This window comes from uncultured Kordia sp. (genome assembly GCF_947496985.1).
Classification (GTDB): domain Bacteria; phylum Bacteroidota; class Bacteroidia; order Flavobacteriales; family Flavobacteriaceae; genus Kordia.
In genome coordinates this window covers 359,559-383,218 of record NZ_CANMEZ010000004.1, presented here as the reverse complement: position 1 = coordinate 383,218, position 23,660 = coordinate 359,559, and the positions used below count along the sequence as shown (strand labels likewise).

Below are 23,660 nucleotides of genomic sequence, written 5' to 3'. Positions count from 1 at the left end.
TACTATCTAAATAAACTCCAATCAATTTTAAGAGAGAATACGTTAGAATATACAGCGGCACTTTGATCGCCAATATCCGTCAACGCATAATCAACTTGAATTCCTTTGTATTTAAATCCAATTCCTAAATTTGGTTGAAATGTCAATGATTCTGAACCAAAATTATTTTCGTTTTGAAAATTTCCAACTCCAGCTCTTAAAAATACTAAGTCAGTATATGCAAATTGCAAACCGACAGCAGGTGTAATACTTGCAAACGATGTAGAAATTAAATCATTTGTTTCTGTAAAACGCATATTTAAATCAACTTCGGCAGTTAAGGTATAGTCATAATTAAATCGAAAAGAACGTGCAACTCCTAATTGTAGTTTTGGAATTGTAATTTCTGTTGTTTCTGGTAAATCTTGTTCTGGAATTTGATCACTTACATTATTAAACAAATCTTCATCAATACTCCATGTATTGAAGGTTGTCGTAATATCGCGCGCCATCAATCCAAATTTCCAATCATTCTTTTGAAACTGTAATCCAACATCAAATCCAAATCCCCAAGAAGATGCAAAATCTCCAATAATTCTACGAATCACTTTTGCGTTAATTCCGTAATTAAAACCTTGTACAGGCAACTTACGCGCATATGAAAATGTAATTCCGTAATCTGCGGTAGAGAAGAGGCTAATTCTATTAAAATCAATATTTCCTTGACTGTCTATTAATTGGGTTGTATTTAAGATATCATCAACTCCAAATCGAATTAAAGAAATTCCCCAAGCACTTTGTTCGTCAATAGGCATTGCAAAAGCAGCATAATCATATAATGCAATATTTGCAAAATAACTAGAGTGCATTAAGGCAAGTTGCTTATCTTCTAATTCAACCAATCCTGCGGGATTCCAATATCCTGCATTTACATTATCAATGTTGGCAACAACAGCGTTTCCCATACCAAAAGCAGCTGCATCAACACCAATATTCATGAATTCATTTGAGTATTTCACTACAGTTTGGCTGTTAGCAAAATAAGTACTTATAAGTAGGAGACCGAGTAATAACTTTTTCAAGAGAATAATTTTTATACAAATATGCGATTTTCTAACCTAATAAACTCAAAAAAAACGTAGATATTGTAACTATCGCCTTAACATTTTTCAATCTTTTTGATTGAGTTTGTAAAGTTTATTTATTTTTACAAAAAATCACATACATGAATATCAAAAAACACATTCCAAACTTTATCACACTTTTAAATCTATTTAGCGGTTGTTTAGCTGTTATATTTGCTGTGAAAAACCAATTGGAAATTGCCGCATTTTTTGTGTTTTTAGGAATATTTTTTGATTTCTTTGATGGCTTTGCAGCCAGAATTTTAAAAGTGCAAAGCGAATTAGGTTTGCAACTAGATTCCTTAGCAGATATGGTAACAAGCGGTATTGTACCAGGGATTTTTATGTATCAATTATTTAATAGATCATTGGATATTCATGAAAAAGTAAATGATGGACATTCATGGTCTGATGCACTTCATTGGTTTACGAACGAAGTGCATATGTTGCCATTAGTAGGTTTGATAGTTACGTTAGCTTCTGCGTACCGCTTAGCGAAATTTAATATTGATGACAATCAAACTTCTTCTTTTATAGGATTACCAACACCTGCAAATACATTATTAATCATTTCTTTGCCATTAATTTTAATGTACCAAGGAAGTGAAACAATTGATGCAATCATTTTAAATAAATGGTTTTTAATAGGATTTACAGTACTTTGCAGTTATTTGTTAAATGCAAATATTCCTTTATTTGCTTTAAAGTTTAAAGATTGGAGTTTTAAAAATAACATGACGAAATACATCTTCTTAATCGCATGTATTTTGTTGTTAATCTTTTTACACTTTTTAGCGGTTCCTATAATTATTCTATTATATGTTTTGATTTCATTATTCACGAAAGAATCGTAAAACTAATTCTTAATTGTTACAATCGCAGTCACAATCTATTTTTTGATAAATTCCAGTTTTACTTGAAATATCTTCATGATATTTATATTGAAAAACAGCTAATCTTTCTGTATTGATTTTACCAGAAGTAGTTAACACATTTTCTTTTAAAAACCACTTTATAATATTAACTATAGATTGTTTATAGCTTAATGCTAAGTAATCATAATCAGAAGATTCTATGGTAATCTTTTGGTTTAAGAACTTAATGTTAAAATACACTATATCAGAATAGTGAGAATCAATAGAAAACCGTAAAAATATAATTTCATTTCCATTTAAGTCATAAAAAGAATGTGTATCTTTTCTTGAATCAGATTTCAAAATAGCAACTTCATCAAAATATACAATTCCTTTTTTAATCTTTACTTTTTGCGCATATCCTAATCCCACACTTAGAAAAAATACCAAAAGAATACAAATAGTTTTTAGTTTCATAATAATTCAGTTTTAATGGTTTAATGTTGGTTAATATGATTCAAACTGTATACCTAAAATCTATTATCTCCCTAAGAATAATTTCACATATTGTTATGTTCTGTAGTTGCAGTTAACTAACTGTAAAACAAGGTTATTTAGGTTTGTTGTTTCGTAAATTTGTAGTAATGAAAATAGTCTTTGGCCATTCTATTTTAAGTGTAGTTCATTCTAGAAAAACTACACAACTCAATAAATTATTAATCAAGAAAAAATTAATTATGATTTACGAATACAAAGTTCAGTATGATTCAGGTGGAAATATTACTGGATATGCATATAAAATTATCACAGGATATACTAATGATGATATCTATAATTGTGACATTACTACGAATGTTGATTGCACTATTAGTAGTACTATTGATTGTGACAACAGTGATGATTGTACAGTCGATTCTACAGCTGTATGCACAGCTATATCTTCAGGGACAGTAAACCTTGGTCCAACACCTATTTATACAACATTTACACTTGTTGCTGATGGAGTTACAAATGATTCTCAAGATTTACAAGGATTAATAGAAGCTGTAGCAGCTGAAAACGGAGGAACAATTGTGTTACCCTCAGATACTGTGATTTCATTAAAAAACCATGTTGATCTTAATTCAGACGGAACTGATAATGTTAGAAATTACGCATTAACAATGTCATCAGGTGTAAATTTAAAATCTTTTGGAGGAAAGTGTACTTTAAAAGCAGATTTCTCAGAAACAGAACCTGCATCATCAATTTTGATAATTTCCAATGATGAAAATGTTCATATAGAAAACATTGGCTTTCAAGGAGATGATAAAACAAAGGCAGGAATTGCTGTTTTTAGTAGTGAACGTATTACTATCACTAACTGTGATTTCAAAGATATAGTTTTGCCAAGTAGCTCTATATCTGCTCCTTCAGTAAGTGCAAATGGCGTTACGCAATATAAAGTAGAAAAATGTACTTTTTCTAATGGAGAAATAGGAATTTTAGTGGCTGGCCTAAGTAGCGATGTTTATATAGAAAATAACGTATTTAAACCATCTCTTACAAATAACCCAATTAGAATTTCAGGAGTTAATGAAACTGATCAATATACAGATGGCTTATGGATAAAAGGAAATGATATACGAGTGCAACGTGCGGATGAACCTTATCTAGACAATCCAGCATTAAATATTCAGAGATATGCTGATGGAAGAGTCATCTGGTCAAATGAATATACAAATCTTGTACCGAAACCTATCGGAATTAGTGCTATAAATATTACTTGTGCTCCACAAGAAGATTCAAATGGAAATATTATTAAAGACTCTGTACATCATCAAAATGTAGTTGTTGCTGATAACATTGCAATAGGACCAGATCGTGGTTTCTATGATGGAGGATCTGGTGATTTATTTAGCTTAAAAGATATTTTACGTTTAAAATGTTATGGAAATACATCAAGAAACTCAGGGGATTTAGGGTTTGCCATAGAACGCTGTCATTTTGGATCTGTAGCAAATAATACGGCAGATAGAAATAATTCATGTGGAATTTCAATTTTTGAATCTACTCATATCAATGTTACAGGAAATGTATGTAGTGATAATGAATTAGCAAGAGATGGTGCTTATTTAGGGAATCCTTATGGAGGTATTCGTGTTGAAAAAAGCAGTATTGGTATTTTGGTTGAAGGAAATTATAACTATGCAAACTCTGGAGTAAAAAGATCTTTTGTAAATGGTTTAGCTACTGCACCTGTTGGACCTGAAACGTTTTATAATAAAACTGGTTCTCCAACGCAACGATATGGAGTTATTGTTAAAAATGTTTGGAATGACATACCACACAATGTAAAAGTTGGAACAAATCATACTTCAGGAATGCTTTGGGGAAATGATTATAGCAATGTGAAAGCCTCACAAATGCTAAATACGTATACAGGAGCTACGACTCCTACAAAAGGTGATTATCCTTTAGGAACAAGGTTGCGTAATAATCTCAATGTTAGTTCCACAGCTTCAATTAGCGAATGGCAAGTAGTGAATCATATTCGAATGAAATCCGTAGCGACCTCTTTCACAGGATCAGATACTATAAGAGTTAAAACATTAAATTCACAAAATAGTCAAGCACATAAATTGATAGAAAATAACGATTTTACCACAATATTGGCAGATGATGTTATTGGTATCATGACAGACAAGTATAATATTCATTGGGCAAAAGTGATGAACGTGAATATATCTCCAGCAATTGGTGCTAATGGAGTTGAAATTGGAGAAATTCAGTTTATTCCAGCTTTACCTGAAAATGCAACATACACTGTAACGAGTTTAACTATTGGTGCTCAAAATGAAGATGTTGTAGATGACAAAGATGTTGTTTGCTTACGATGGGAAGCTTTATAATGCTTATAAAAACACAAAAGAGGCGATATATTCGCCTCTTTTCTTATATTATTTTGATAAGTTAAATTTCGATTTGAGTTAGAAATCTAATTTCTTTTCTCGTAATTCAAAATTCTGTCCTAAATATACTTTTCGGACCATTTCATCTTCTGCTAGTTCTCTTGGTTTTCCAGCTTTTAAAATATTTCCTTCAAACATTAAATACGTTCTGTCGGTAATAGCTAGTGTTTCCTGTACATTGTGATCTGTAATTAAGATTCCAATGTTTTTATTTTTTAAATGTGCAATGATTCGCTGAATGTCTTCTACTGCAACCGGATCGACACCAGCAAAAGGTTCATCTAACAATACAAATTTTGGATCTGTCGCTAAAGCACGCGCAATTTCAGTACGTCTTCGTTCTCCACCAGATAATAAATCACCACGATTTTTACGAATATGACCTAAACCAAATTCTTCAATAAGCGACTCCATTTTCATGTTTTGCTCTTTCTTAGAAAGTTTGGTTAATTGTAATACGCTCAAAATATTTTCTTCAATACTTAACTTACGAAACACGGATGCTTCTTGGGCTAAATATCCAATACCATTTTGTGCACGTTTATACATAGGAAAATTAGTAATTTCCATATCGTCCAAATAGATTTTTCCACCATTAGGCTTTATCAATCCTACAATCATATAGAAAGAAGTTGTTTTTCCAGCTCCATTTGGACCTAGTAAACCAACAATTTCACCCTGATTTACTTCAAGGGAAATTCCTTTTACTACTTTTCGTCCTTTATAGGACTTCATGATACTATCGGCTTTTAAAATCATATATTTTGGTCATTAAACAGTGTAAAAATACTAATTTAGAGATAACGCTGATACTTTTTAATAGGAAATTAACTTTGAGCTAAGTGGTCTAAACACTTTGTTCTTCTAGCGCTTCCCAATATTCATAAGCTCTACGTAAATGAGGAATAACAATAGTTCCGCCAATTAATGTAGCAATACTTAAGGTTTCAACAACTTGCTCTTTGCTTAAACCTTCTTTATGACAAGATTCTAAATGATATTTTACACAATCATCACAACGCAAAACAGTTGATGCAACTAAACCTAATAACTCTTTAGTTTTTACATCTAAAGCACCTTCTTTAAAAGCATTTGTGTCTAAATTGAAAATTCGTTTGATTACTTTATTATTATCAGCTAAAATTTTATCATTCATTTTAGCTCTGTAGGCATTAAATTCTTCTACTTGATTAGCCATTTTTTAGTTTCTTTTTTAAATTTTTTTCTACTCTTTTTGATATTACAATTCCTATTTGATAGAGTATCATAATTGGAATTGCCACTACAACCTGACTTGCAACATCTGGAGGCGTTATAATTGCTGCTAGAATTAATACGACAACTAATGCGTGTTTTCTATATTTACGTAAGAACGCAGGTGTAATTAACCCTAGTTTTGACAGGAAATAAATCACTAACGGTAATTCAAACACAAGAGAAACTCCTAATAATGTGTTTGTTAATAAACTTATATGTGACTGTGCTATAATGGTGTTTTTGATTTGATCTGTAATTTTAAAATTATAGAAAAAATACGATGACATTGGCATGATTACATAATAACTAAACAATAATCCAATAAAAAATAGGAGTGATGCTAAGAAAATAAACCATCTTGATTTCCCTCGTTCTTTAGGACTCAACCCTGGTGCAATGAATCGCCATAATTCATATATAATATATGGAAAAGAAAAAATTAACCCGAGAATTAGCGCTGTCCAGATTGCCATTGTAAATTGCCCTGTAACATCAATATTTACTAACTTATCGTCAAATGTTAATGAGCAAAAATCACTTTCAACACCAATTAACTGAAATGATTCGCAAAAAAATTGATAGGTAACAAAATTTCCATCTAAATGAACAATTAATAAATGATCATAAATCGGTTTAATGTATACAAATACAACGCATGCAATGATAAAAATAGCCGTAAAACTTCGGATAAGGTGCCATCTTAGTTCTTCTAAATGATCTAAGAATGACATTTCATTTTTATTTTTCCCCATTATAATATTCCTTCTTTAACTAAATCATGCAAATGTACGATTCCTGCGTATTTTCCTTGCTCTTCTACCATTAATTGTGAAATTCCATTTTCTTCCATGACTTCTAAAGCTTCTACAGCCATGGCATCAGTTGAAATTTGTTTTGGATTAGACGACATTATATCACTTGCTTTTAAGTTTCCGATAAAATCATTGTTAGACAGCATTCGTCGGATATCTCCATCTGTAATTACACCAATAATTTCTTCAACATCATTAACAACGGCAGTTGCCCCTAACATTCCTTTAGAAATTTCTACAATAACATCTTTTACAGAACTGTCCGGATGTACTTGAGGTTTTTGATTTACAGATGCTAAATCATTTACGCGTAAGTATAACTTTTTTCCTAAAGCTCCTCCAGGATGATACTTTGCAAAATCATTACTTGAGAATCCACGTAATTCCAATAAACATACAGCTAATGCATCACCAAGTACTAATTGAGCAGTTGTACTTGTAGTTGGAGCTAAACCGTTAGGACAGGCTTCTTTTTCTGCATATGCATGTAACACAAAATCTGCTTGCGAACCTAAAAATGATTCTCTGTTAGATGTAATTGCAATTAATTTATTATCACTATTCTTAATTAACGGAACCAATACTTTAATTTCTGGCGTATTTCCACTTTTAGAAATACATATAACAGTATCGTCTTTTTGGACAATACCTAAATCGCCATGAATTGCATCTGCAGCATGCATGAAAATTGCAGGAGTTCCTGTGGAATTTAACGTCGCCACTATTTTTGTGGCAATATTTGCACTTTTCCCAATACCCGTAACAACAACTCTACCGTTAGAATTGTAAATGTATGAGACAGCTTCCGCAAACTCGTCGTCAATTAAAGAGATTAATTTTTTTATTGCATCACATTCTGTTTCAATGGTTTGCTTGGCAACACTAATAATACTATCTTTATATTTCAAAATGAATAAGTTTAAAAATTGCTGTTACTAAAGAAAATAGTATCTTTAGTGTATTGCAAATGTATGTAAAATAGTAAAAAGATAGAATGAGTTTATTGGAAATTGACTTACACAAGGAACTAAAGAAGCACTTCGGGTTCGGTCAATTCAAGGGACTACAGGAAGAAGTTATTAAAAGCATTATCAACAATGAGAATGCCTTTGTTATAATGCCTACAGGTGGTGGTAAATCATTATGTTACCAATTGCCCGCATTAATGAAAGAAGGTACTGCTATTGTTGTTTCTCCCCTAATTGCCTTAATGAAGAACCAAGTGGATGCGTTACGAGGAATTTCCTCTGAGAACGGTATTGCCCATGTTTTAAATTCTTCGCTTACAAAAGCTGAGATAAAACAAGTTAAAGAAGACATTACTAATGGTGTTACTAAATTACTATACGTAGCGCCAGAGTCATTAACGAAAGAAGAAAATGTAGAGTTTTTACGAACTGTAAAGATTTCGTTTATGGCGGTTGATGAAGCCCATTGTATTTCTGAATGGGGACATGATTTTCGTCCTGAATACAGAAATCTCAAAAACATCATTAAAAAAATTGAAAATGTAGGAGAAGAAATTCCTATCATTGGATTAACAGCTACAGCAACTCCTAAGGTACAAGAAGATATTCTTAAAAACTTAGGAATGACAGATGCAAAAACATTCAAAGCTTCATTTAATAGACCCAATCTATATTATGAAGTACGCCCAAAAGGAAAAAATGTAGATGCGGATATCACCCGATTTATCAAACAAAACCAAGGAAAAAGTGGAATTGTATACTGTTTAAGTCGCAAACGTGTTGAAGAATTGGCACAAGTTTTACAGGTGAATGGAATTAACGCAGTTCCATATCACGCTGGTTTAGACCCTAAAAAACGTGCGCGACATCAAGACATGTTTTTGATGGAAGAATGTGATGTAGTAGTGGCTACCATTGCATTTGGTATGGGAATTGACAAACCAGATGTTCGTTTTGTAATTCATCATGATATTCCAAAAAGTATTGAAAGTTACTATCAAGAAACTGGACGTGCAGGAAGAGATGGAGGAGAAGGACATTGTTTGGCTTTTTATGCATATAAAGACATTGAAAAGTTAGAAAAATTCATGTCTGGTAAACCTGTTGCAGAGCAAGAAATTGGTCATGCATTGTTACAAGAAGTCGTTGGATATGCAGAAACATCAATATCTAGAAGGAAATTTATACTTCATTATTTTGGTGAAGACTTTCCAGATGATGGAGATGGTGCTGATATGGACGACAATGTTCGTAACCCTAAGAAGAAAGTTGAAGCACAAGACCAAGTTGTTGAATTGTTAAAAACAATTCAGAATACCAAGCAAACATATAAATCACGTAATGTGGTAAATGTATTGATTGGACATGAAAATGCTTTAATAAAGTCACATAAAACACACTTACAACCGTTTTTTGGTTTAGGAAAATCGCATGATGATAAATATTGGATGGCGTTAATTCGGCAAATTTTAGTTGCAGGCTTTCTTCGTAAAGATATTGAAACTTATGGTGTTATAAAACTTACAGAAGCTGGATTAGCATTTATGGAGAGCCCTAAATCATTTATGATGACGGAGGATCATAGTTTTGATGATGCAAGTAATGATAGTATTATTACTGCTGCTAAAGGTGGTGGCGCTGTTGCAGATCAGAAATTGATGAATATGTTGAAAGATTTACGAAAGAAAGTTTCTAAACGTTTAGGAGTTCCGCCTTTTGTTGTTTTTCAAGATCCATCTTTGGAAGATATGGCATTAAAATACCCTATTTCTGTAGAAGAAATGAAAAATATTCATGGAGTAGGTGACGGGAAAGCTAAAAAATACGGAAAAGACTTTATAGAATTCATAAAGAAATATGTAGATGAAAACGATATCGTTCGACCAGATGATTTAGTTGTAAAAAGTACAGGAGTTAATTCTGCTCTAAAACTATATATCATTCAAAATGTAGATAGAAAACTTCCGTTAGATGATATTGCTGCTGCAAAAGGCCTTTCAATGACTGATTTCATTAAAGAAATGGAACAGATTGTATATAGTGGCACAAAATTAAACATTAATTATTGGATTGACGAAGTATTAGATGAAGATCAACAAGAAGAGATTCATGAATATTTTTTAGAATCTGAAAATGATAAGATTTCTGAGGCTATGGAAGAATTTGATGGCGATTATGACGATGAAGAATTACGTTTGTATCGTATCAAATTTATAAGTGATGTAGCAAATTAAAATATACATTCAAGAAAACTAAAAAGCTGTTTGAATTACTCAAACAGCTTTTTTTTATATAATATAATTTTGGGTATTTTTCTATTATAAGAATCCTGTATTTCTAGCTTGTTCTAATAAAGATTCATCTCCTTTCTTTTCAACATCAAAAACTTCTTTCAAGTGTCGTTTACGTTTTTCAATTGCAGCAAGTGATAATGGAATATATTCTGTTAAGTTTTTCGTTTTAATTCCTTTTGAGAGATGAAAAAGTATATTTCTATCAATATCATCTAGCACAACTTCATTGATAATACGAGTTCGAAGTAATTTTGTTACTGTATGACTGTAGTATGGTGGGTCAGTCAATACAACTTGAAAAGCACGCATCAATTCATCAGAAGTAACATCACTTTTCACTAAAAAACCATCAGGATTTATATTCTTTAATATATTATGAATTCTAAAATTATTATTAAACATCGTCAAAATAACGACTTTAGTATCTGGTAATAATTCTTTCACTTTAATACCTAAATCTTCTCCTGAAATAATTTTTCCATCTGCAGAAGGAGGCAATTTAATATCTAAAAACACAACATCATATGCGGTTCCTGTAGAAGCATTTTTAATTTTCGCATAGGCACCATCACAACTATCGGATGTGTCTATTCGCAAGGTCATTTCATCAGAATTAATTCCTAGTAGGGCATTCTTATAGCCTTCAATAATCATTGGATGATCATCTACAATAAGTACTTTAATATCTTTGTTATTCATATGGATAGGTTAAGTTCGCTACGTCATTGGAACGTCAACACTAATAGATGTTCCTTTACCTGGAACCGAGTTTATGGTAAATTGCCCGTGTAGTAAAGTTACTCTCGATTTCATATTTTTTAATCCAATACCACTGCTTCTTTTCTCTTGGTTAAAACCAATCCCATCATCTTTAATGGTTAGAATTATATGATTATTGTTCTTTTTGAAATCTAGTATTACGTTTTTCGCTTTCGCGTATTTGTTAATATTTTGAACAGACTCTTGTATTATTCGATAAATATTGATCTTTATATGACCTGGAATATCTGTCCAAACAATACGATCATCATCCTCAATCTGGTATTTAAAGTTAGTTATTTTTGATTGTTCTTCCAAAAGATTTGTAATCATTGTACTATAACTTGTTGTAGTATCGAAATTATCTAACCCCAATTCATGCGATATATTTCTTACTTCTTCCTCAATACTCTGAAGCTCATTGATATACTGTTCGCGTGTTTTTTTAGAATTGGCATCGTCTTTTGCATTCAAACTTCCTAAACTGAGTCGTGTTCCGAACAATCTTCCTAAAATTCCATCATGGAGTTCTAATGATATTCGTTCTTTTTCACGTTTTCGTCCTTCTTCAATCTTATCTTGTTGATCAATCATTAAATTATAAATCTCCTCATTTGCTCGTTGTTGTTGTTGTTCCATTTCTAACTCTTTATTACGAGTTCGCTGTTGCGTAATCACATAAATCAGAAAACTAAAGAAAATTATGGCAGATGAAATGGCTAGGATCCAGTTATTTTTAATATTTAATTTTTTATTTTCAGTTTTAACTGCGTCAGTTTCATTACGAATACGTGCAAATTTATTTCCTATTGCTCGCTCATGTTTAATAAGACTATCATTTAATCTGATATATTTGTTAAGATAAATAAAATCTTTACTAGGCTGTATTTTTGCTAACAATTTATATGTATCGAGAAGATGATCATTTGATTTTATATCTTTTGCTAATTCCATTGCTTGTAAAGAGTATTTTAAACTCTCTAACGTATCATTTTGTGATAAATAATATTCAGATAAATGCTTCTTATTAATTACGATTCCTGCAGAAATATTTAAATCTTCTCTGATTTTTAGTGATTTATAAAATAAATCAGGTAACTCAGAAAAATCATTCATTTTAAATTTAGAATAGGCTATGTTATCAGTTAAGGTAGCGTATAACTTAGGATTTTTCAAATCTAAACTATCAAAAGCTAAGGCACTATTATAATAATCAATAGCTTTTTGATGGTTTTCCTTATCACGATACACTATTCCTATGTTATTTAAGACAGATGCCTCTAACATTTCCTTTTTAGGAATCTTCTTTAAAGTTTTTAATGCGTCATTATAATAACCAATAGCTTGTTCATGATCTTCTAAATTATTGAAAATAATTCCTAAGTTATTGTAGCATCTATATAAGCCGTCATTATCACTTAATGCATTAAAAACTTCAATAGCTTTGATTGTCGTTACTTCACTTCCTATATAATCTTTAACATTTTTTTGAACTCGTGCCATATTAAAAAGCATTTGCCCCATAAGAAGTTCTTCAGATTTCAATCTATATATTTCTTGTGCTTTATAATAATAATGATATGAGCTATCACTTTTTATAGTTTGAAGAAAACTCCCCAATCTCCAGTATGACCTAGCTATGGAAAGTGAATCGTTTAATTTTTTAGATAAAATTAAAGATTGTGATGTAGTTTTTCTAAACATCAAGGAATTAGAGTTTTTTCTATATAAATTAGATAGAGATAAAATATATTGATTCCTTAATGTATCATTAGAAACTTTATAGGTAAGCTCTAGTGCTTCATCGAGTTTTTGATTTTTTACAGTTTGACTGTATTTATTTTCTTTGAGATTGGAAAGAATAGAGTCAATAGATTCTGTTTTTTGCGAATAACTCTTGTTACAGCAAAAAATGAAAATCAAAATATATATAATATTTTTCCCGCAAAATTTTGTTAAATACATACACTATAAAAATAATAAAAACTATAGTAGCATTACTATAGTTTTTATTAAAAATTAATTATATATAAAATATTATTTAGTTACCAGCACTCGTAGTAGCTGCTGCTGTAGGTGTATTAAGTCCACTATCATCATACTCATTATCATCTTCATCTCCAGTTCCTGTTACATTTTCAAATACGTTATCATCTCCTGCATCAGAAGTACTGTTTGGCTCACATGCAATAAATCCTAAGTTTACTACTAATAATAAGGCGAATAATCCGAATACTTTTTTCATTTTTTAAAATTTTAATTAAGTTATTTACTAGTTATCTTCATTTGATTTAACAAATCATTTTTTCCTACTTTCAAGTTAAAAAAGTCTGCTTTAAGAAATTTGTAAGTTATTACCGTAATAATCTTCCTATATTATTACATAACTTCACTTAAAACTTATTTTACTTTTGTGATTTTTATAAAACGCTGAAGATGATGAATCTTTGATCAGAATTTAACACAATTTCAATCCTTTTTTTAATTTTAATCAAGTTAACTGTCTGATAATCAGTAATTGAAAATTAAAAGATTTTTAACTTGATTTATGAAATCAAGTTAAAATCAAAAAAATGAAATCGGTTATGGTTTTTCAGTAAAAAAAATAAGGGATAACAATAAAATATGCTTTAATAATATTTAAGTATGCCTGTTTCGTAATTGTTAAAGGTTGTGTATCTTCGCACTTTAAATTAAAAATATACCAATGGAAGACGGATTATACGCAAAAATGCATACTAATAAAGGGGAGATTTTATTAAATTTAACTTTTAAGAAAACACCAGGAACAGTTGGAAACTTTGTAGCATTAGTTGAAGGTCAACTTGAAAATAACGCTAAAGCACAAGGAACTCCTTATTATGATGGATTAAAGTTTCATAGAGTAATTCCTGATTTTATGATTCAAGGTGGTTGCCCACTAGGAACAGGTACTGGAAGTCCAGGTTATACTTTTGACGATGAAATTCACCCAGAGTTAACACATAGTGAACCAGGTGTACTTTCAATGGCTAATGCTGGTCCTGGAACAAATGGTAGTCAATTCTTTATTACACATGTTGCAACTCCTTGGTTAGACGGAAAGCATACTGTTTTTGGAAATGTAACACATGGACAAGAAGTTGTTGATGCTATAGCACAAGGTGATAGTGTTGAAAAAGTAGAAATTGTTCGTGTTGGAGCAGAAGCAGAAGCATTTAATGCCGTAGAGGCTTTTAGGTTGTTTGACGGAGCTAAAGCAGCAAGAGAAAAAGCTGCAAAAGAAAAAGCAGATAAAGAATTAGAAGAAATTGCAACCGGATTTGATAAAACTGATAGCGGTTTACGTTACAAAATAATTCAAAATGGAGATGGAGTACAAGCTGAAAAAGGAAAAACAGTTTCTGTACACTATAAAGGAATGTTTCCTGATGGAGGTGTTTTTGATTCTTCATACAAGAGAAATGCACCGATTGATTTCCCATTAGGGCAAGGAAATGTAATTCCAGGATGGGACGAAGGAATCGCTTTATTGAAAGTAGGCGATAAAGCTCGTTTTGTAATTCCTCCACATTTAGCTTATGGAGAAAGAGGAGCTGGCGGTGTTATTCCACCAAATGCAACACTCATGTTCGATGTAGAACTAATGGATGTAAAATAAAAATTATACGAAACGCTCTGAAAATCTCAGAGCGTTTTTTTTTACTTTATATTATTTTCTATAATTTTTCACAGATGCTTGAAAGTTTTAAATTAAAATTTTTACTCATATCATATAATGGATTTAGAAAAACTAAAATATCCTATCGGGAAAACTCAAATTCCAATAATAATAACTTCTGAACATATTTCTGAATGGGTTGAAGTTTTGGCATCATTTCCTAACAGGTTAAAAGACTTAGTTAAGAATCTTTCTAATGATCAATTAAATACTACTTACAGACCAGAAGGTTGGACTATACGACAAGTGATTCATCATGTTTCTGATAGTCATCATAATAGTTATACGCGTTTCAAATGGACATTGACAGAAGACAAACCCGTAATTAAAGCATATTATGAAGATCGTTGGGCTGAATTATTTGATAGTAAAAATGCTCCAATAGAACTTTCTCTAAATACAATAGAAGCCTTGCATGCAAAATGGGTCTACTTTTTAAAAGGACTATCTGATGAAGATTTAGCACAAGTATTCATTCATCCAGATGGAAATGAAGAAGTCTCATTGAAAGAAAATATTGGAATTTATGCTTGGCATTGCAATCACCATTATGAACATATCAATCAATTAATGATCCGCAAAAACTGGAAGTAAGTTTGGCTTCGTTCAGTCACATTATTTTGATGTTTTTATTTTATACTAGAACTACTAATTAGTATAATTTTCTATTTCAGTCGAAGGTAATAAACGAGAATCTTCAAGAGCTGCAGTTCTATGTCCTATAGTTTTTAAATAATCTTTATTTTGAGCAAATGCCATAAATTTCTCAACAGACAGATGTTCAACTACTAAAATAGCGTCCCATTTTTCAGATTCAGGTCCAATTAAAAAGTTTTTACTTTTTCCGTAGTAGATAATTCGTCCTCCAGCTTTTTCCAATTCAGGAAATGTATTTTCTATATATAATTTGTATGCTTCTTCACCAGTAATTTCTTTCTCGGGTTTTATATGTTCTGAGTCTGAATAATCTGCTATTTGACGAAACTTTAATAGGTTTAGCATCACAATCTTTCCTTTATCATGGAAATTCAGATAAAAGTCTTTTCCCGTTTCAGGAGTAGCATCAATATGTTTACGCATGTTATTATATTTTCTATAGAATTTTTTTTTGGTTATTTCTTCAATGTTTTAATAGTTAATTGTTTAAGACAATCTAAACATTAAAACCACTTTATATTACAGCCAATACTTGGTTTTTGAATTTCAGAGATTTCATCTTCGTTTAATAAAGCATCTAAAGCAGTTCGCATATCATTACCAGTTACTGGAATTCCATTATTTGGACGCGAATCGTCTAATTGTCCACGATATACTAATGCCAAATCTTTATCAAAAATATAGAAATCTGGCGTGCAAGCCGCGTCATATGCTTTGGCAACTTCTTGTGTTTTATCATACAAATATGGAAATGAAAACTGTTGTTGTTCCGCATTTGTTTTCATTAAATCTGGAGCATCCGCAGGATAATTTTCAACATCATTGCTTGAAATCGCAATAAAACCAATTCCTTTTGCTTGATAATCATTTGCCAATTGCACAATTCCTTCATTCACATGAACAACAAACGGACAATGATTACAGATAAACATAATTACAGTTCCGTTGCTTCCCTTTTTATCCTGTAAAGAAATAAAGTTGCCTGAAACTGTATCGATTAATGTAAAATCTGGAGCTTTCGTACCTAAAGAAAGCATTTTTGAAGGTGTAAGTGCCATTTGAAATATTGTTTTTAAAAGCCTAAATTTACTCAAAAAAATACAATGGGAGACTTAACTTGGAGCGATTTTGAAAAAGTAGATATGCGCATCGGAACTATTATTGAAGTCAATGATTTTCCAAAAGCCAGAAAACCAGCATATCAACTCACAATTGACTTTGGTTCAGAAATTGGAGTTCGAAAATCTTCAGCACAAATTACAAAACGTTATGCCAAAGAAGAATTAATTGGAAAACAAATTATGGCAGTTGTGAATTTTCCAAAAAAACAAATTGCAAACTTTTTCTCAGAATGCTTAGTTATGGGTGCTGTTGATGGTGATGACGTTATTTTAATGGAACCTTCTGCAAAAATTCCAAATGGTTTAAAAATATCATAAACTAATACCCAAGACCAAATCTACATCATATTTGAAAAGAAAATAGCGTTCATCAATAACTTATTAGTTCCATACCAAAAAGCTCTAAAGTTAGTATTATCTGTGAAAATAATAACACGTCCGCTTCCTAAACGATTTGTCTTAAATGGAACACTATTTTTTAAATGCTCTAAGTTTTCTTCTGAAATATAACCACTTAACAATGGAGTATTTGTATATTGAATTGGGTTATTATAGCTTTTTTCATTTGGATTAATGAATAAAGTCGTGTTTCTAAACATTGGTAATTCATCCTGTAAATACCCAAAGTTAATTGGATGCGAACGATCTATTTTTGTGTTGAAAATTGCACCACCAATCACTTGCGCACCATTATGATTTCTTTTATCAGCAAACGAAACATCTTTAGCTTCAATTCCTGTTTTCTTAAAATCTAATGAAATAAATTTCTTGTCACTCAAAAAACGGCTAGCATTTCTATATCCAATAATAGTTCCGCCTTGTTGTACCCATGTCTTTAATTTGTTAGTGTCATTATTAGTTAATGAATAGGTATTTGGCAAAATAATATGAGTATATTTTGATAAATTCATTCTGCCAAAATTGCGAAGATCTAACTTTGTTAAAGGAATTTCATATCGTTGGTCAAATAAATGCCAAATTTCACCAGCATCATATGAATTTACATTTCCACCGACTAACATAGCAACTTTAATATCTTTAATTGCTTCAAAGTTATTACTTCCTAAATCAATTCCTTCGGTCAAACCAGAACGAACAGCCGTAATATTTACATGACTTTCTTTAGCAACCTTGTTTAAAAATTGTTTTATTTCTTGCGCACTTAAAGTTTGATTTTGCACAGGAACCATAATTGTTCCATAATCATAACTGTTTCCTTCCAGTGTAAATGGCTTCATTGCAACTTTGGCACGCAATCCTTTTGCTTTTATTTGAGCTAATGCTTTAGGCGAATAATATTCATTCCATTCAAAAACGTATGCATAATTACCTGTTCCTTTTATAGTTCCGTTTGGCGCTTTTAAGTCTGTAATTTCAGTTCCAGCATTTGAAAGTGAACTTAAAGTTGAATATGATAAATTGAACGCTAAAGGCAATGTCCATGCAGAAACATCATAAAACAAACTATCCTGAAATTGAGTGCGTTTCTCAAAAATTGCATTAATCAATCTACTTTGACGTTGATTTCTTGGTACAATATAACTTGCACCTTTCTTATATAATTTTCCAGCTACCGTAAAATCATTTTTCACTTCGTGAATTGTAATATTTTGACGTTTGAGTATTTCTGCTAAATGATACGTTTTTGCAGCATCTTTTGCATCTCCAAATACATATGCTTTTGATTTTATACTTGAAGCTTCTCTTTTCGCATCTTTATAAAACTGTTGTTGATACTTTAAAACCTTAGTTCGCATCGTTTTTGCAGCTTCTAAAGTTGACAAAGCTGCTGTAAATTGATTTCGAATTGCAAATGGAAAAGTTAACAAACCATTTTCTGTTTCTTGTACATGTCCGCGCGCACTTCCTTGTTCAAACAAAATTCCAATACTTCCGTTAATATCAGGAAATGTTGAGCCTTTCCCATAATAAAAATCATCAAAGCTCTCTTCAGTATAATATAAAGAACCAATTTTATCAAAAGCTTTTGCATGATATGTAGCAATTTCTTTTGTTAAATCTTGATTCATTTGCGGAGTTAATGGATGTGTTCTAGAAGGAATTCCAGGTTGAAAAAAGAATGTAGAATTAGCCCCCATTTCATGGTGATCTGTCAAAATATTCGGCATCCATTGGTGAAATGACTTTATACGAGCTCTAGACTCAGGTAATTGCACAGGCAACCAATCTCTATTCATATCAAACCAATAATGATTTGTACGTCCGCGCGGCCAAGATTCTGAAAACTCTCTATCTTGCGGATCTGTAATTAAATGTTCACTTTTATGCATATTTACCCAACTTGCAAAACGTTGCAATCCATCTGGATTATAAGAAGGATCTAATAAAATAACCGTATTGTCTAATAAATCATCAATAGCTGTTCCTTCGGCGGCGGCCAAATAATAGGCAAGGAGCAATGCGGCATTACTTCCACTAGCTTCATTTCCATGGATGGAAAAACCTTGATATACTACAATTGGCATATTTGAAACATCCGTGTTTTGTCCGTTAGTTTCTGTCAAAGCGAGATGTTCTTTACGAATAGTTTCAATATTTTGATGATTCTTTGGAGAAGTGATCGTTAGTAATAATAATGGGCGATCTTCAAATGTTTTTCCTCTATCTTCAAGCGTAATTCTATCCGAACTATTTGCCAAAGTTTTCATATACACAACTAACTTGTCGTGTGTTGTGTGCCATTTTCCAACTTCATGCCCAATCACGCTTTCTGGCGTTGGAATGCTTTTATTATACGTAACATCCTGAGATAGATAATACGAAAGAGAAAGAGTTTCTTGTGCATTTATTATAAAAACACTCAGAAAAAGGACAGAAAACACAAATTTTGAAAATTGAGACATGTAATAAGGTAAATTGGTTTGAATAACAAAAATCAACTATTTAGAATCCAATTCAAAATGGTAAAACCGTATTTAACAAAAAAGAGGGAATAAATTATAAATATTAACTACTAAATTCAAATAATTCTACGAACTTAAATGTACTAATTTAGGATATCGTTTCTACTATAATTTAACCCAAAATAAAATTATAATATCTACACATAAATAGTATATTTGCACCACGAATTTTTTATCAAAATAAACACATGAAAGCTGGAATTGTAGGATTGCCAAATGTTGGAAAATCAACGTTATTTAACTGTTTGTCAAATGCGAAAGCACAAAGTGCAAACTTTCCATTTTGTACAATTGAACCAAACTTAGGCGTTGTAAATGTACCTGATACACGAATTGAAAAGTTAGAAGAGTTGGTAAACCCTGAACGTGTAATGCCAGCAACAGTTGAAATTGTAGATATTGCAGGATTAGTTCGTGGTGCAAGTAAAGGTGAAGGTTTAGGAAACCAGTTTCTTGGAAACATTCGTGAATGTAATGCAATTATGCATGTATTGCGTTGTTTTGATAATGATAATATTGTACACGTTGATGGAAGTGTTGATCCTATTCGTGATAAAGAAACCATTGATATAGAGTTACAGCTAAAAGACTTAGAAACAGTTGAAAAACGTTTAGAAAAAGTAAAAAGAGCTGCAAAAACAGGAAACAAAGAAGCTCAAAAAGAACAAGCGACTTTGGATAAATTCAAAACAGCTTTAGAACAAGGAATTTCGGCAAGAGCTGTTGACGTTACTGAAGATGAAGATGAATTAATGAAAGGATTTCAATTATTAACAGCAAAACCTATTCTATATGTTTGTAATGTTGATGAAGCTTCTGCTAAATCAGGAAATGATTATGTGGAAAAAGTGCGTGAAGCTGTAAAAGATGAAGATGCAGAAATTATTGTATTGGCAGTTGGTACAGAAGCCGATATTGCTGAATTGGAAGATTATGAAGAGCGTCAATTATTCCTTGAAGATATTGGTTTGGAAGAACCTGGTGTCTCTCGTCTGATTAGAGCAGCTTACAAATTATTAAATTTACAAACATACTTTACTGCTGGTGTAAAAGAAGTACGTGCTTGGACAATTCCAATTGGTTCAACTGCACCACAAGCCGCTGGAGTAATTCATACAGATTTTGAAAAAGGTTTTATTCGTGCAGAAGTAATCAAATATGATGATTATGTAAGTTACGGTACGGAAACCAAAGTAAAAGAAGCAGGAAAACTATCTATAGAAGGGAAAACATACGTAGTAAATGACGGTGATGTGATGCACTTCTTATTTAATGTATAAATTTTTCAACACATACAAAATACAAACAATGCGAACTTCGGTTCGCTTTTTTTGTGTCAAATTCATATTAAATATTCAAAAAAGTACGTGGAAATAGTAAGATTTTTATAATATAACAGTAATCATTTAGATACATTAAGGTTGTACTTTAGCATGGTAACCAAAAAAATAGTTTACCATGAAAAAAATTACCTATGCACTAAGTGCAATGTTGATGTTATTTGTTGCTAATATGCAAGCACAACAATCAGTTCTTGATGATTTAGATGAAACATTTGATTCTGCAGAAATCATTCGTATTGAAGCAAAAAGAGTAAAAGCTGCTTTAAAAACCTTAACTGTTGATTACTTAGTAAACAACAATGTAAATGCAGATGTTTCTACGTATCTTCAATTGATGGACGGAAGCATGGAAGTTGTAGAAGAATTCAGCGATGAAGTTATCTACTACATTGGAAGTGCTGCGCAAGGAAATAGTAATATTGATCCTGCAAGTATTCAAAGTAAAGCTTCTACTATTGAAGGAAACGAAGATTTTGTACGTAACAAAAGTGCTGATTTACAAACTGCTATTCAGCAAAATAATAGAAATACGGCACGCCAATTAATTCGCGAAATCAGAAGTTTCTTAAACAATCAAATTCGTTTAGCGAACGAAATCAAAACAGAATCAAGAGATTTCAAATCTGTAGCAATGGTTTATAATGTTCGTATTGAGTTGGTTGATGAGCGTTCAGGTGCTTCAGTTCCAGCAGGGACATTACCTGGCTATGGCGCTACAAATCAAGATACAGGAGCAATTTTCTACACAGATTATTACAACTTTGATAGTTTCTCAAACTTACCAGCAGGAACATATCGTTTTGATGCTTATGATGGATATTTTGACGGAGCTTCAAGTGCTACCGTAACGCTAGATCCAAGCTTAGTTGGAAGTGATGGATTTATAGTTGTTACACTTCGTTATTGGTCAGAATAACAAGAATACTTCATAATTCTATAAAAAAGCGCAATATTTATGTAAATATTGCGCTTTTTGTTGATTATTTTCGGGCGTTCTTATTTTATTTTTTAATGGTAAGTGTTATATTAGCATCGAACCCTAATAGCACCTCAATCGATGGCAGAAAACACACAATATACCGAAGACAATATACGTTCACTTGACTGGAAAGAGCATATCCGTATGCGTCCTGGAATGTATATCGGGAAATTGGGTGACGGTTCTTCCGCTGATGATGGTATATATATTCTTGTAAAAGAGGTGCTAGACAATTCTATTGATGAATATGTTATGGGAGCAGGAAAAACGATTGAAGTTTCAATTCAAGGAACAAAAGTAATCGTTCGTGATTACGGTCGTGGAATTCCACTTGGTAAAGTTGTAGATGTAGTTTCCAAAATGAATACAGGAGGAAAGTACGATTCGAAAGCTTTTAAAAAATCAGTTGGTTTAAACGGTGTTGGTACAAAAGCTGTAAACGCATTGTCATCATATTTTAGAGTAGAATCTTCTCGTGATGGAAAATCGAGTTCTGCCGAATTTGCACAAGGAAATCTAACCGATCAAGAATTTTTAGACGAAACATCTAGAAGACGTGGTACAAAAGTAACATTTGTACCAGATGAAATTATCTTCAAAAACTATAAATTTAGAACAGAATACGTTGCAAAAATGTTACGTAATTATGTCTATCTAAATAGAGGATTAACTATTATTTTTAATGGAGAAAAGTTCTTCTCAGAAAACGGTTTAAAAGATCTTTTAGAAGATAATAATAATAAAGAAGATATGCTATATCCAATTGTTCACTTAGAAGGTGATGATATTGAAGTAGCTATCACACATAGTAAAACGCAATACAGCGAAGAATATCATTCATTTGTTAATGGACAGCATACCACACAAGGAGGAACGCATCAAGCAGCTTTTAGAGAAGCAATCGTAAAAACGGTTCGTGATTTCTACGGTAAAAGCTATGAGGCATCAGATATTCGAAAATCAATTATTTCTGCCGTAAGTATTAAAGTAATGGAACCTGTTTTTGAATCACAAACAAAAACAAAATTGGGTTCTACAGAAATGGGAGGAAATTTACCAACAGTTCGTACGTATATAAATGATTTTGTTGGAAGATATTTAGACAACTATTTGCATAAAAACCCAGATACAGCTGATAAAATTCAGCGTAAAATTTTGCAAGCAGAACGTGAGCGTAAAGAATTGTCTGGAATTAGAAAATTAGCAAAAGAACGTGCTAAAAAAGCAAGTTTACACAATAAAAAACTACGTGATTGTAGAGTCCATTTAGGAGATATAAAAAAGGATAGACGTTTAGAGTCTACTTTATTTATTACTGAGGGAGATTCTGCATCAGGTTCCATCACAAAATCTAGAGATGTAAATACACAAGCTGTATTTAGTTTGCGAGGAAAACCATTGAACTCATATTCAATGTCCAAAAAGATTGTATATGAAAATGAAGAATTCAATCTATTGCAAGCTGCTTTAAACATAGAAGAATCTATGGAAGATTTGCGTTACAATAATATTGTAATTGCAACAGATGCCGATGTTGATGGAATGCACATTCGATTACTCTTAATTACATTCTTTTTACAATTCTTCCCAGAATTGATAAAAGAAGGACACTTGTACATCTTACAAACGCCATTATTTAGAGTTCGAAACAAAAAGCAAACGTTTTATTGTTACAGTGAAGAAGAAAGAAAATCCGCCATATTAAAATTATCTGGGAAACCAGAAATCACACGATTTAAAGGACTTGGAGAGATTTCTCCTGATGAATTCAAGCATTTCATTGGAGATGATATTCGACTAGATCCTGTTATGTTAGATCGTGAAACTTCCATTGAAGAATTATTAAAATTCTACATGGGAAAAAATACCCCAAATAGACAAGAGTTTATTATTAACAATCTAAAGGTAGAATTGGACCTTATAGAAGAAAAATAGCGG

At 31.6% G+C, this 23,660-nt stretch carries 21 protein-coding genes; 9 read left to right on the top strand and 12 right to left on the bottom strand.

All coding sequences use genetic code 11. From position 1 onward, the window contains the following. Nucleotides 1–2: 2 nt before the first annotated feature. A complete protein-coding gene (locus Q0828_RS12950; protein WP_298421447.1) occupies nucleotides 3–1,061 on the bottom strand; it encodes a PorV/PorQ family protein in 1,059 nt (352 codons plus the stop codon). A gap of 143 nt (nucleotides 1,062–1,204) precedes the next feature. Between Q0828_RS12950 and Q0828_RS12945 the strand changes: the two genes are divergently transcribed. After that, complete coding sequence (locus Q0828_RS12945) at nucleotides 1,205–1,957, top strand: CDP-alcohol phosphatidyltransferase family protein (RefSeq protein WP_298421444.1); 753 nt, start codon at nucleotides 1,205–1,207, stop codon at nucleotides 1,955–1,957. A 9-nt stretch (nucleotides 1,958–1,966) separates the two neighbouring features. Here Q0828_RS12945 and Q0828_RS12940 read toward each other — a convergent pair whose 3' ends face one another. Beyond that, on the bottom strand, nucleotides 1,967–2,434 hold the full coding sequence (locus Q0828_RS12940) for a hypothetical protein (protein ID WP_298421441.1): 468 nt from the start codon (nucleotides 2,432–2,434) through the stop codon (nucleotides 1,967–1,969). Nucleotides 2,435–2,694: 260 nt separating this feature from the next. Here Q0828_RS12940 and Q0828_RS12935 point away from each other — a divergent pair, with 260 nt between their 5' ends. Then, nucleotides 2,695–4,848 carry a right-handed parallel beta-helix repeat-containing protein gene (locus Q0828_RS12935; protein ID WP_298421438.1) on the top strand — a complete coding sequence of 718 codons (2,154 nt, stop codon included), beginning with the start codon at nucleotides 2,695–2,697 and terminating at the stop codon, nucleotides 4,846–4,848. Between the two features lie 78 nt (nucleotides 4,849–4,926). Here the strand turns inward: Q0828_RS12935 and lptB are convergent, their stop codons facing one another. The 4 genes from lptB to Q0828_RS12915 form a co-directional block, all read right to left on the bottom strand. Next, the gene (gene lptB, locus Q0828_RS12930; RefSeq protein WP_298421435.1) at nucleotides 4,927–5,667 is read right to left on the bottom strand and encodes an LPS export ABC transporter ATP-binding protein; all 741 of its coding nucleotides are present in this window, start codon (nucleotides 5,665–5,667) and stop codon (nucleotides 4,927–4,929) included. An 88-nt stretch (nucleotides 5,668–5,755) separates the two neighbouring features. Continuing rightward, a complete protein-coding gene (locus Q0828_RS12925; RefSeq protein ID WP_298421432.1) occupies nucleotides 5,756–6,106 on the bottom strand; it encodes a carboxymuconolactone decarboxylase family protein in 351 nt (116 codons plus the stop codon). Then, nucleotides 6,099–6,896 (bottom strand): twin-arginine translocase subunit TatC, encoded by a 798-nt coding sequence (gene tatC, locus Q0828_RS12920; RefSeq protein ID WP_366523593.1) that lies wholly within the window; start codon nucleotides 6,894–6,896, stop codon nucleotides 6,099–6,101. Before tatC ends, Q0828_RS12925 begins: the two co-directional genes overlap by 8 nt. A gap of 20 nt (nucleotides 6,897–6,916) precedes the next feature. After that, a complete protein-coding gene (locus Q0828_RS12915; protein WP_298421426.1) occupies nucleotides 6,917–7,885 on the bottom strand; it encodes a KpsF/GutQ family sugar-phosphate isomerase in 969 nt (322 codons plus the stop codon). Between the two features lie 86 nt (nucleotides 7,886–7,971). Between Q0828_RS12915 and Q0828_RS12910 the strand changes: the two genes are divergently transcribed. Then, complete coding sequence (locus tag Q0828_RS12910) at nucleotides 7,972–10,179, top strand: ATP-dependent DNA helicase RecQ (protein WP_298421422.1); 2,208 nt, start codon at nucleotides 7,972–7,974, stop codon at nucleotides 10,177–10,179. A gap of 84 nt (nucleotides 10,180–10,263) precedes the next feature. Here Q0828_RS12910 and Q0828_RS12905 read toward each other — a convergent pair whose 3' ends face one another. The 3 genes from Q0828_RS12905 to Q0828_RS12895 form a co-directional block, all read right to left on the bottom strand. Continuing rightward, nucleotides 10,264–10,938, bottom strand: a complete 675-nt coding sequence (locus Q0828_RS12905) for a response regulator (protein WP_298421418.1) — start codon at nucleotides 10,936–10,938, stop codon at nucleotides 10,264–10,266. A gap of 18 nt (nucleotides 10,939–10,956) precedes the next feature. Then, complete coding sequence (locus tag Q0828_RS12900; RefSeq protein WP_298421993.1) at nucleotides 10,957–12,702, bottom strand: sensor histidine kinase; 1,746 nt, start codon at nucleotides 12,700–12,702, stop codon at nucleotides 10,957–10,959. Nucleotides 12,703–13,039: 337 nt separating this feature from the next. Next, complete coding sequence (locus Q0828_RS12895) at nucleotides 13,040–13,243, bottom strand: hypothetical protein (protein ID WP_298421415.1); 204 nt, start codon at nucleotides 13,241–13,243, stop codon at nucleotides 13,040–13,042. 462 nt (nucleotides 13,244–13,705) lie between these two features. Here Q0828_RS12895 and Q0828_RS12890 point away from each other — a divergent pair, with 462 nt between their 5' ends. Further along, the gene (locus Q0828_RS12890) at nucleotides 13,706–14,638 is read left to right on the top strand and encodes a peptidylprolyl isomerase (protein ID WP_298421412.1); all 933 of its coding nucleotides are present in this window, start codon (nucleotides 13,706–13,708) and stop codon (nucleotides 14,636–14,638) included. Between the two features lie 117 nt (nucleotides 14,639–14,755). Next, entirely contained in the window at nucleotides 14,756–15,292 is a 537-nt protein-coding gene (locus tag Q0828_RS12885) for a YfiT family bacillithiol transferase (RefSeq protein WP_298421409.1), read from the top strand. Nucleotides 15,293–15,346: 54 nt separating this feature from the next. Here Q0828_RS12885 and Q0828_RS12880 read toward each other — a convergent pair whose 3' ends face one another. Beyond that, on the bottom strand, nucleotides 15,347–15,778 hold the full coding sequence (locus Q0828_RS12880; RefSeq protein ID WP_298421405.1) for a DUF1330 domain-containing protein: 432 nt from the start codon (nucleotides 15,776–15,778) through the stop codon (nucleotides 15,347–15,349). 80 nt (nucleotides 15,779–15,858) lie between these two features. Further along, nucleotides 15,859–16,413, bottom strand: a complete 555-nt coding sequence (locus Q0828_RS12875) for a thioredoxin family protein (protein WP_298421401.1) — start codon at nucleotides 16,411–16,413, stop codon at nucleotides 15,859–15,861. Between the two features lie 45 nt (nucleotides 16,414–16,458). On the opposite strand from Q0828_RS12875, the gene Q0828_RS12870 reads away from it, so the two are divergent. Beyond that, the gene (locus Q0828_RS12870) at nucleotides 16,459–16,794 is read left to right on the top strand and encodes a tRNA-binding protein (RefSeq protein ID WP_298421398.1); all 336 of its coding nucleotides are present in this window, start codon (nucleotides 16,459–16,461) and stop codon (nucleotides 16,792–16,794) included. A gap of 20 nt (nucleotides 16,795–16,814) precedes the next feature. Here the strand turns inward: Q0828_RS12870 and Q0828_RS12865 are convergent, their stop codons facing one another. Next, the gene (locus tag Q0828_RS12865) at nucleotides 16,815–19,340 is read right to left on the bottom strand and encodes a M14 family metallopeptidase (RefSeq protein ID WP_298421395.1); all 2,526 of its coding nucleotides are present in this window, start codon (nucleotides 19,338–19,340) and stop codon (nucleotides 16,815–16,817) included. 248 nt (nucleotides 19,341–19,588) lie between these two features. On the opposite strand from Q0828_RS12865, the gene ychF reads away from it, so the two are divergent. The 3 genes from ychF to Q0828_RS12850 all read left to right on the top strand — a co-directional run bounded on the left by ychF (nucleotide 19,589) and on the right by Q0828_RS12850 (nucleotide 23,657). After that, nucleotides 19,589–20,680 carry a redox-regulated ATPase YchF gene (ychF, locus tag Q0828_RS12860; protein ID WP_298421392.1) on the top strand — a complete coding sequence of 364 codons (1,092 nt, stop codon included), beginning with the start codon at nucleotides 19,589–19,591 and terminating at the stop codon, nucleotides 20,678–20,680. Between the two features lie 178 nt (nucleotides 20,681–20,858). Continuing rightward, nucleotides 20,859–21,659 carry a hypothetical protein gene (locus Q0828_RS12855; protein WP_298421390.1) on the top strand — a complete coding sequence of 267 codons (801 nt, stop codon included), beginning with the start codon at nucleotides 20,859–20,861 and terminating at the stop codon, nucleotides 21,657–21,659. 141 nt (nucleotides 21,660–21,800) lie between these two features. Continuing rightward, nucleotides 21,801–23,657 (top strand): DNA topoisomerase IV subunit B, encoded by a 1,857-nt coding sequence (locus tag Q0828_RS12850; RefSeq protein WP_298421387.1) that lies wholly within the window; start codon nucleotides 21,801–21,803, stop codon nucleotides 23,655–23,657. Nucleotides 23,658–23,660: the final 3 nt, after the last annotated feature.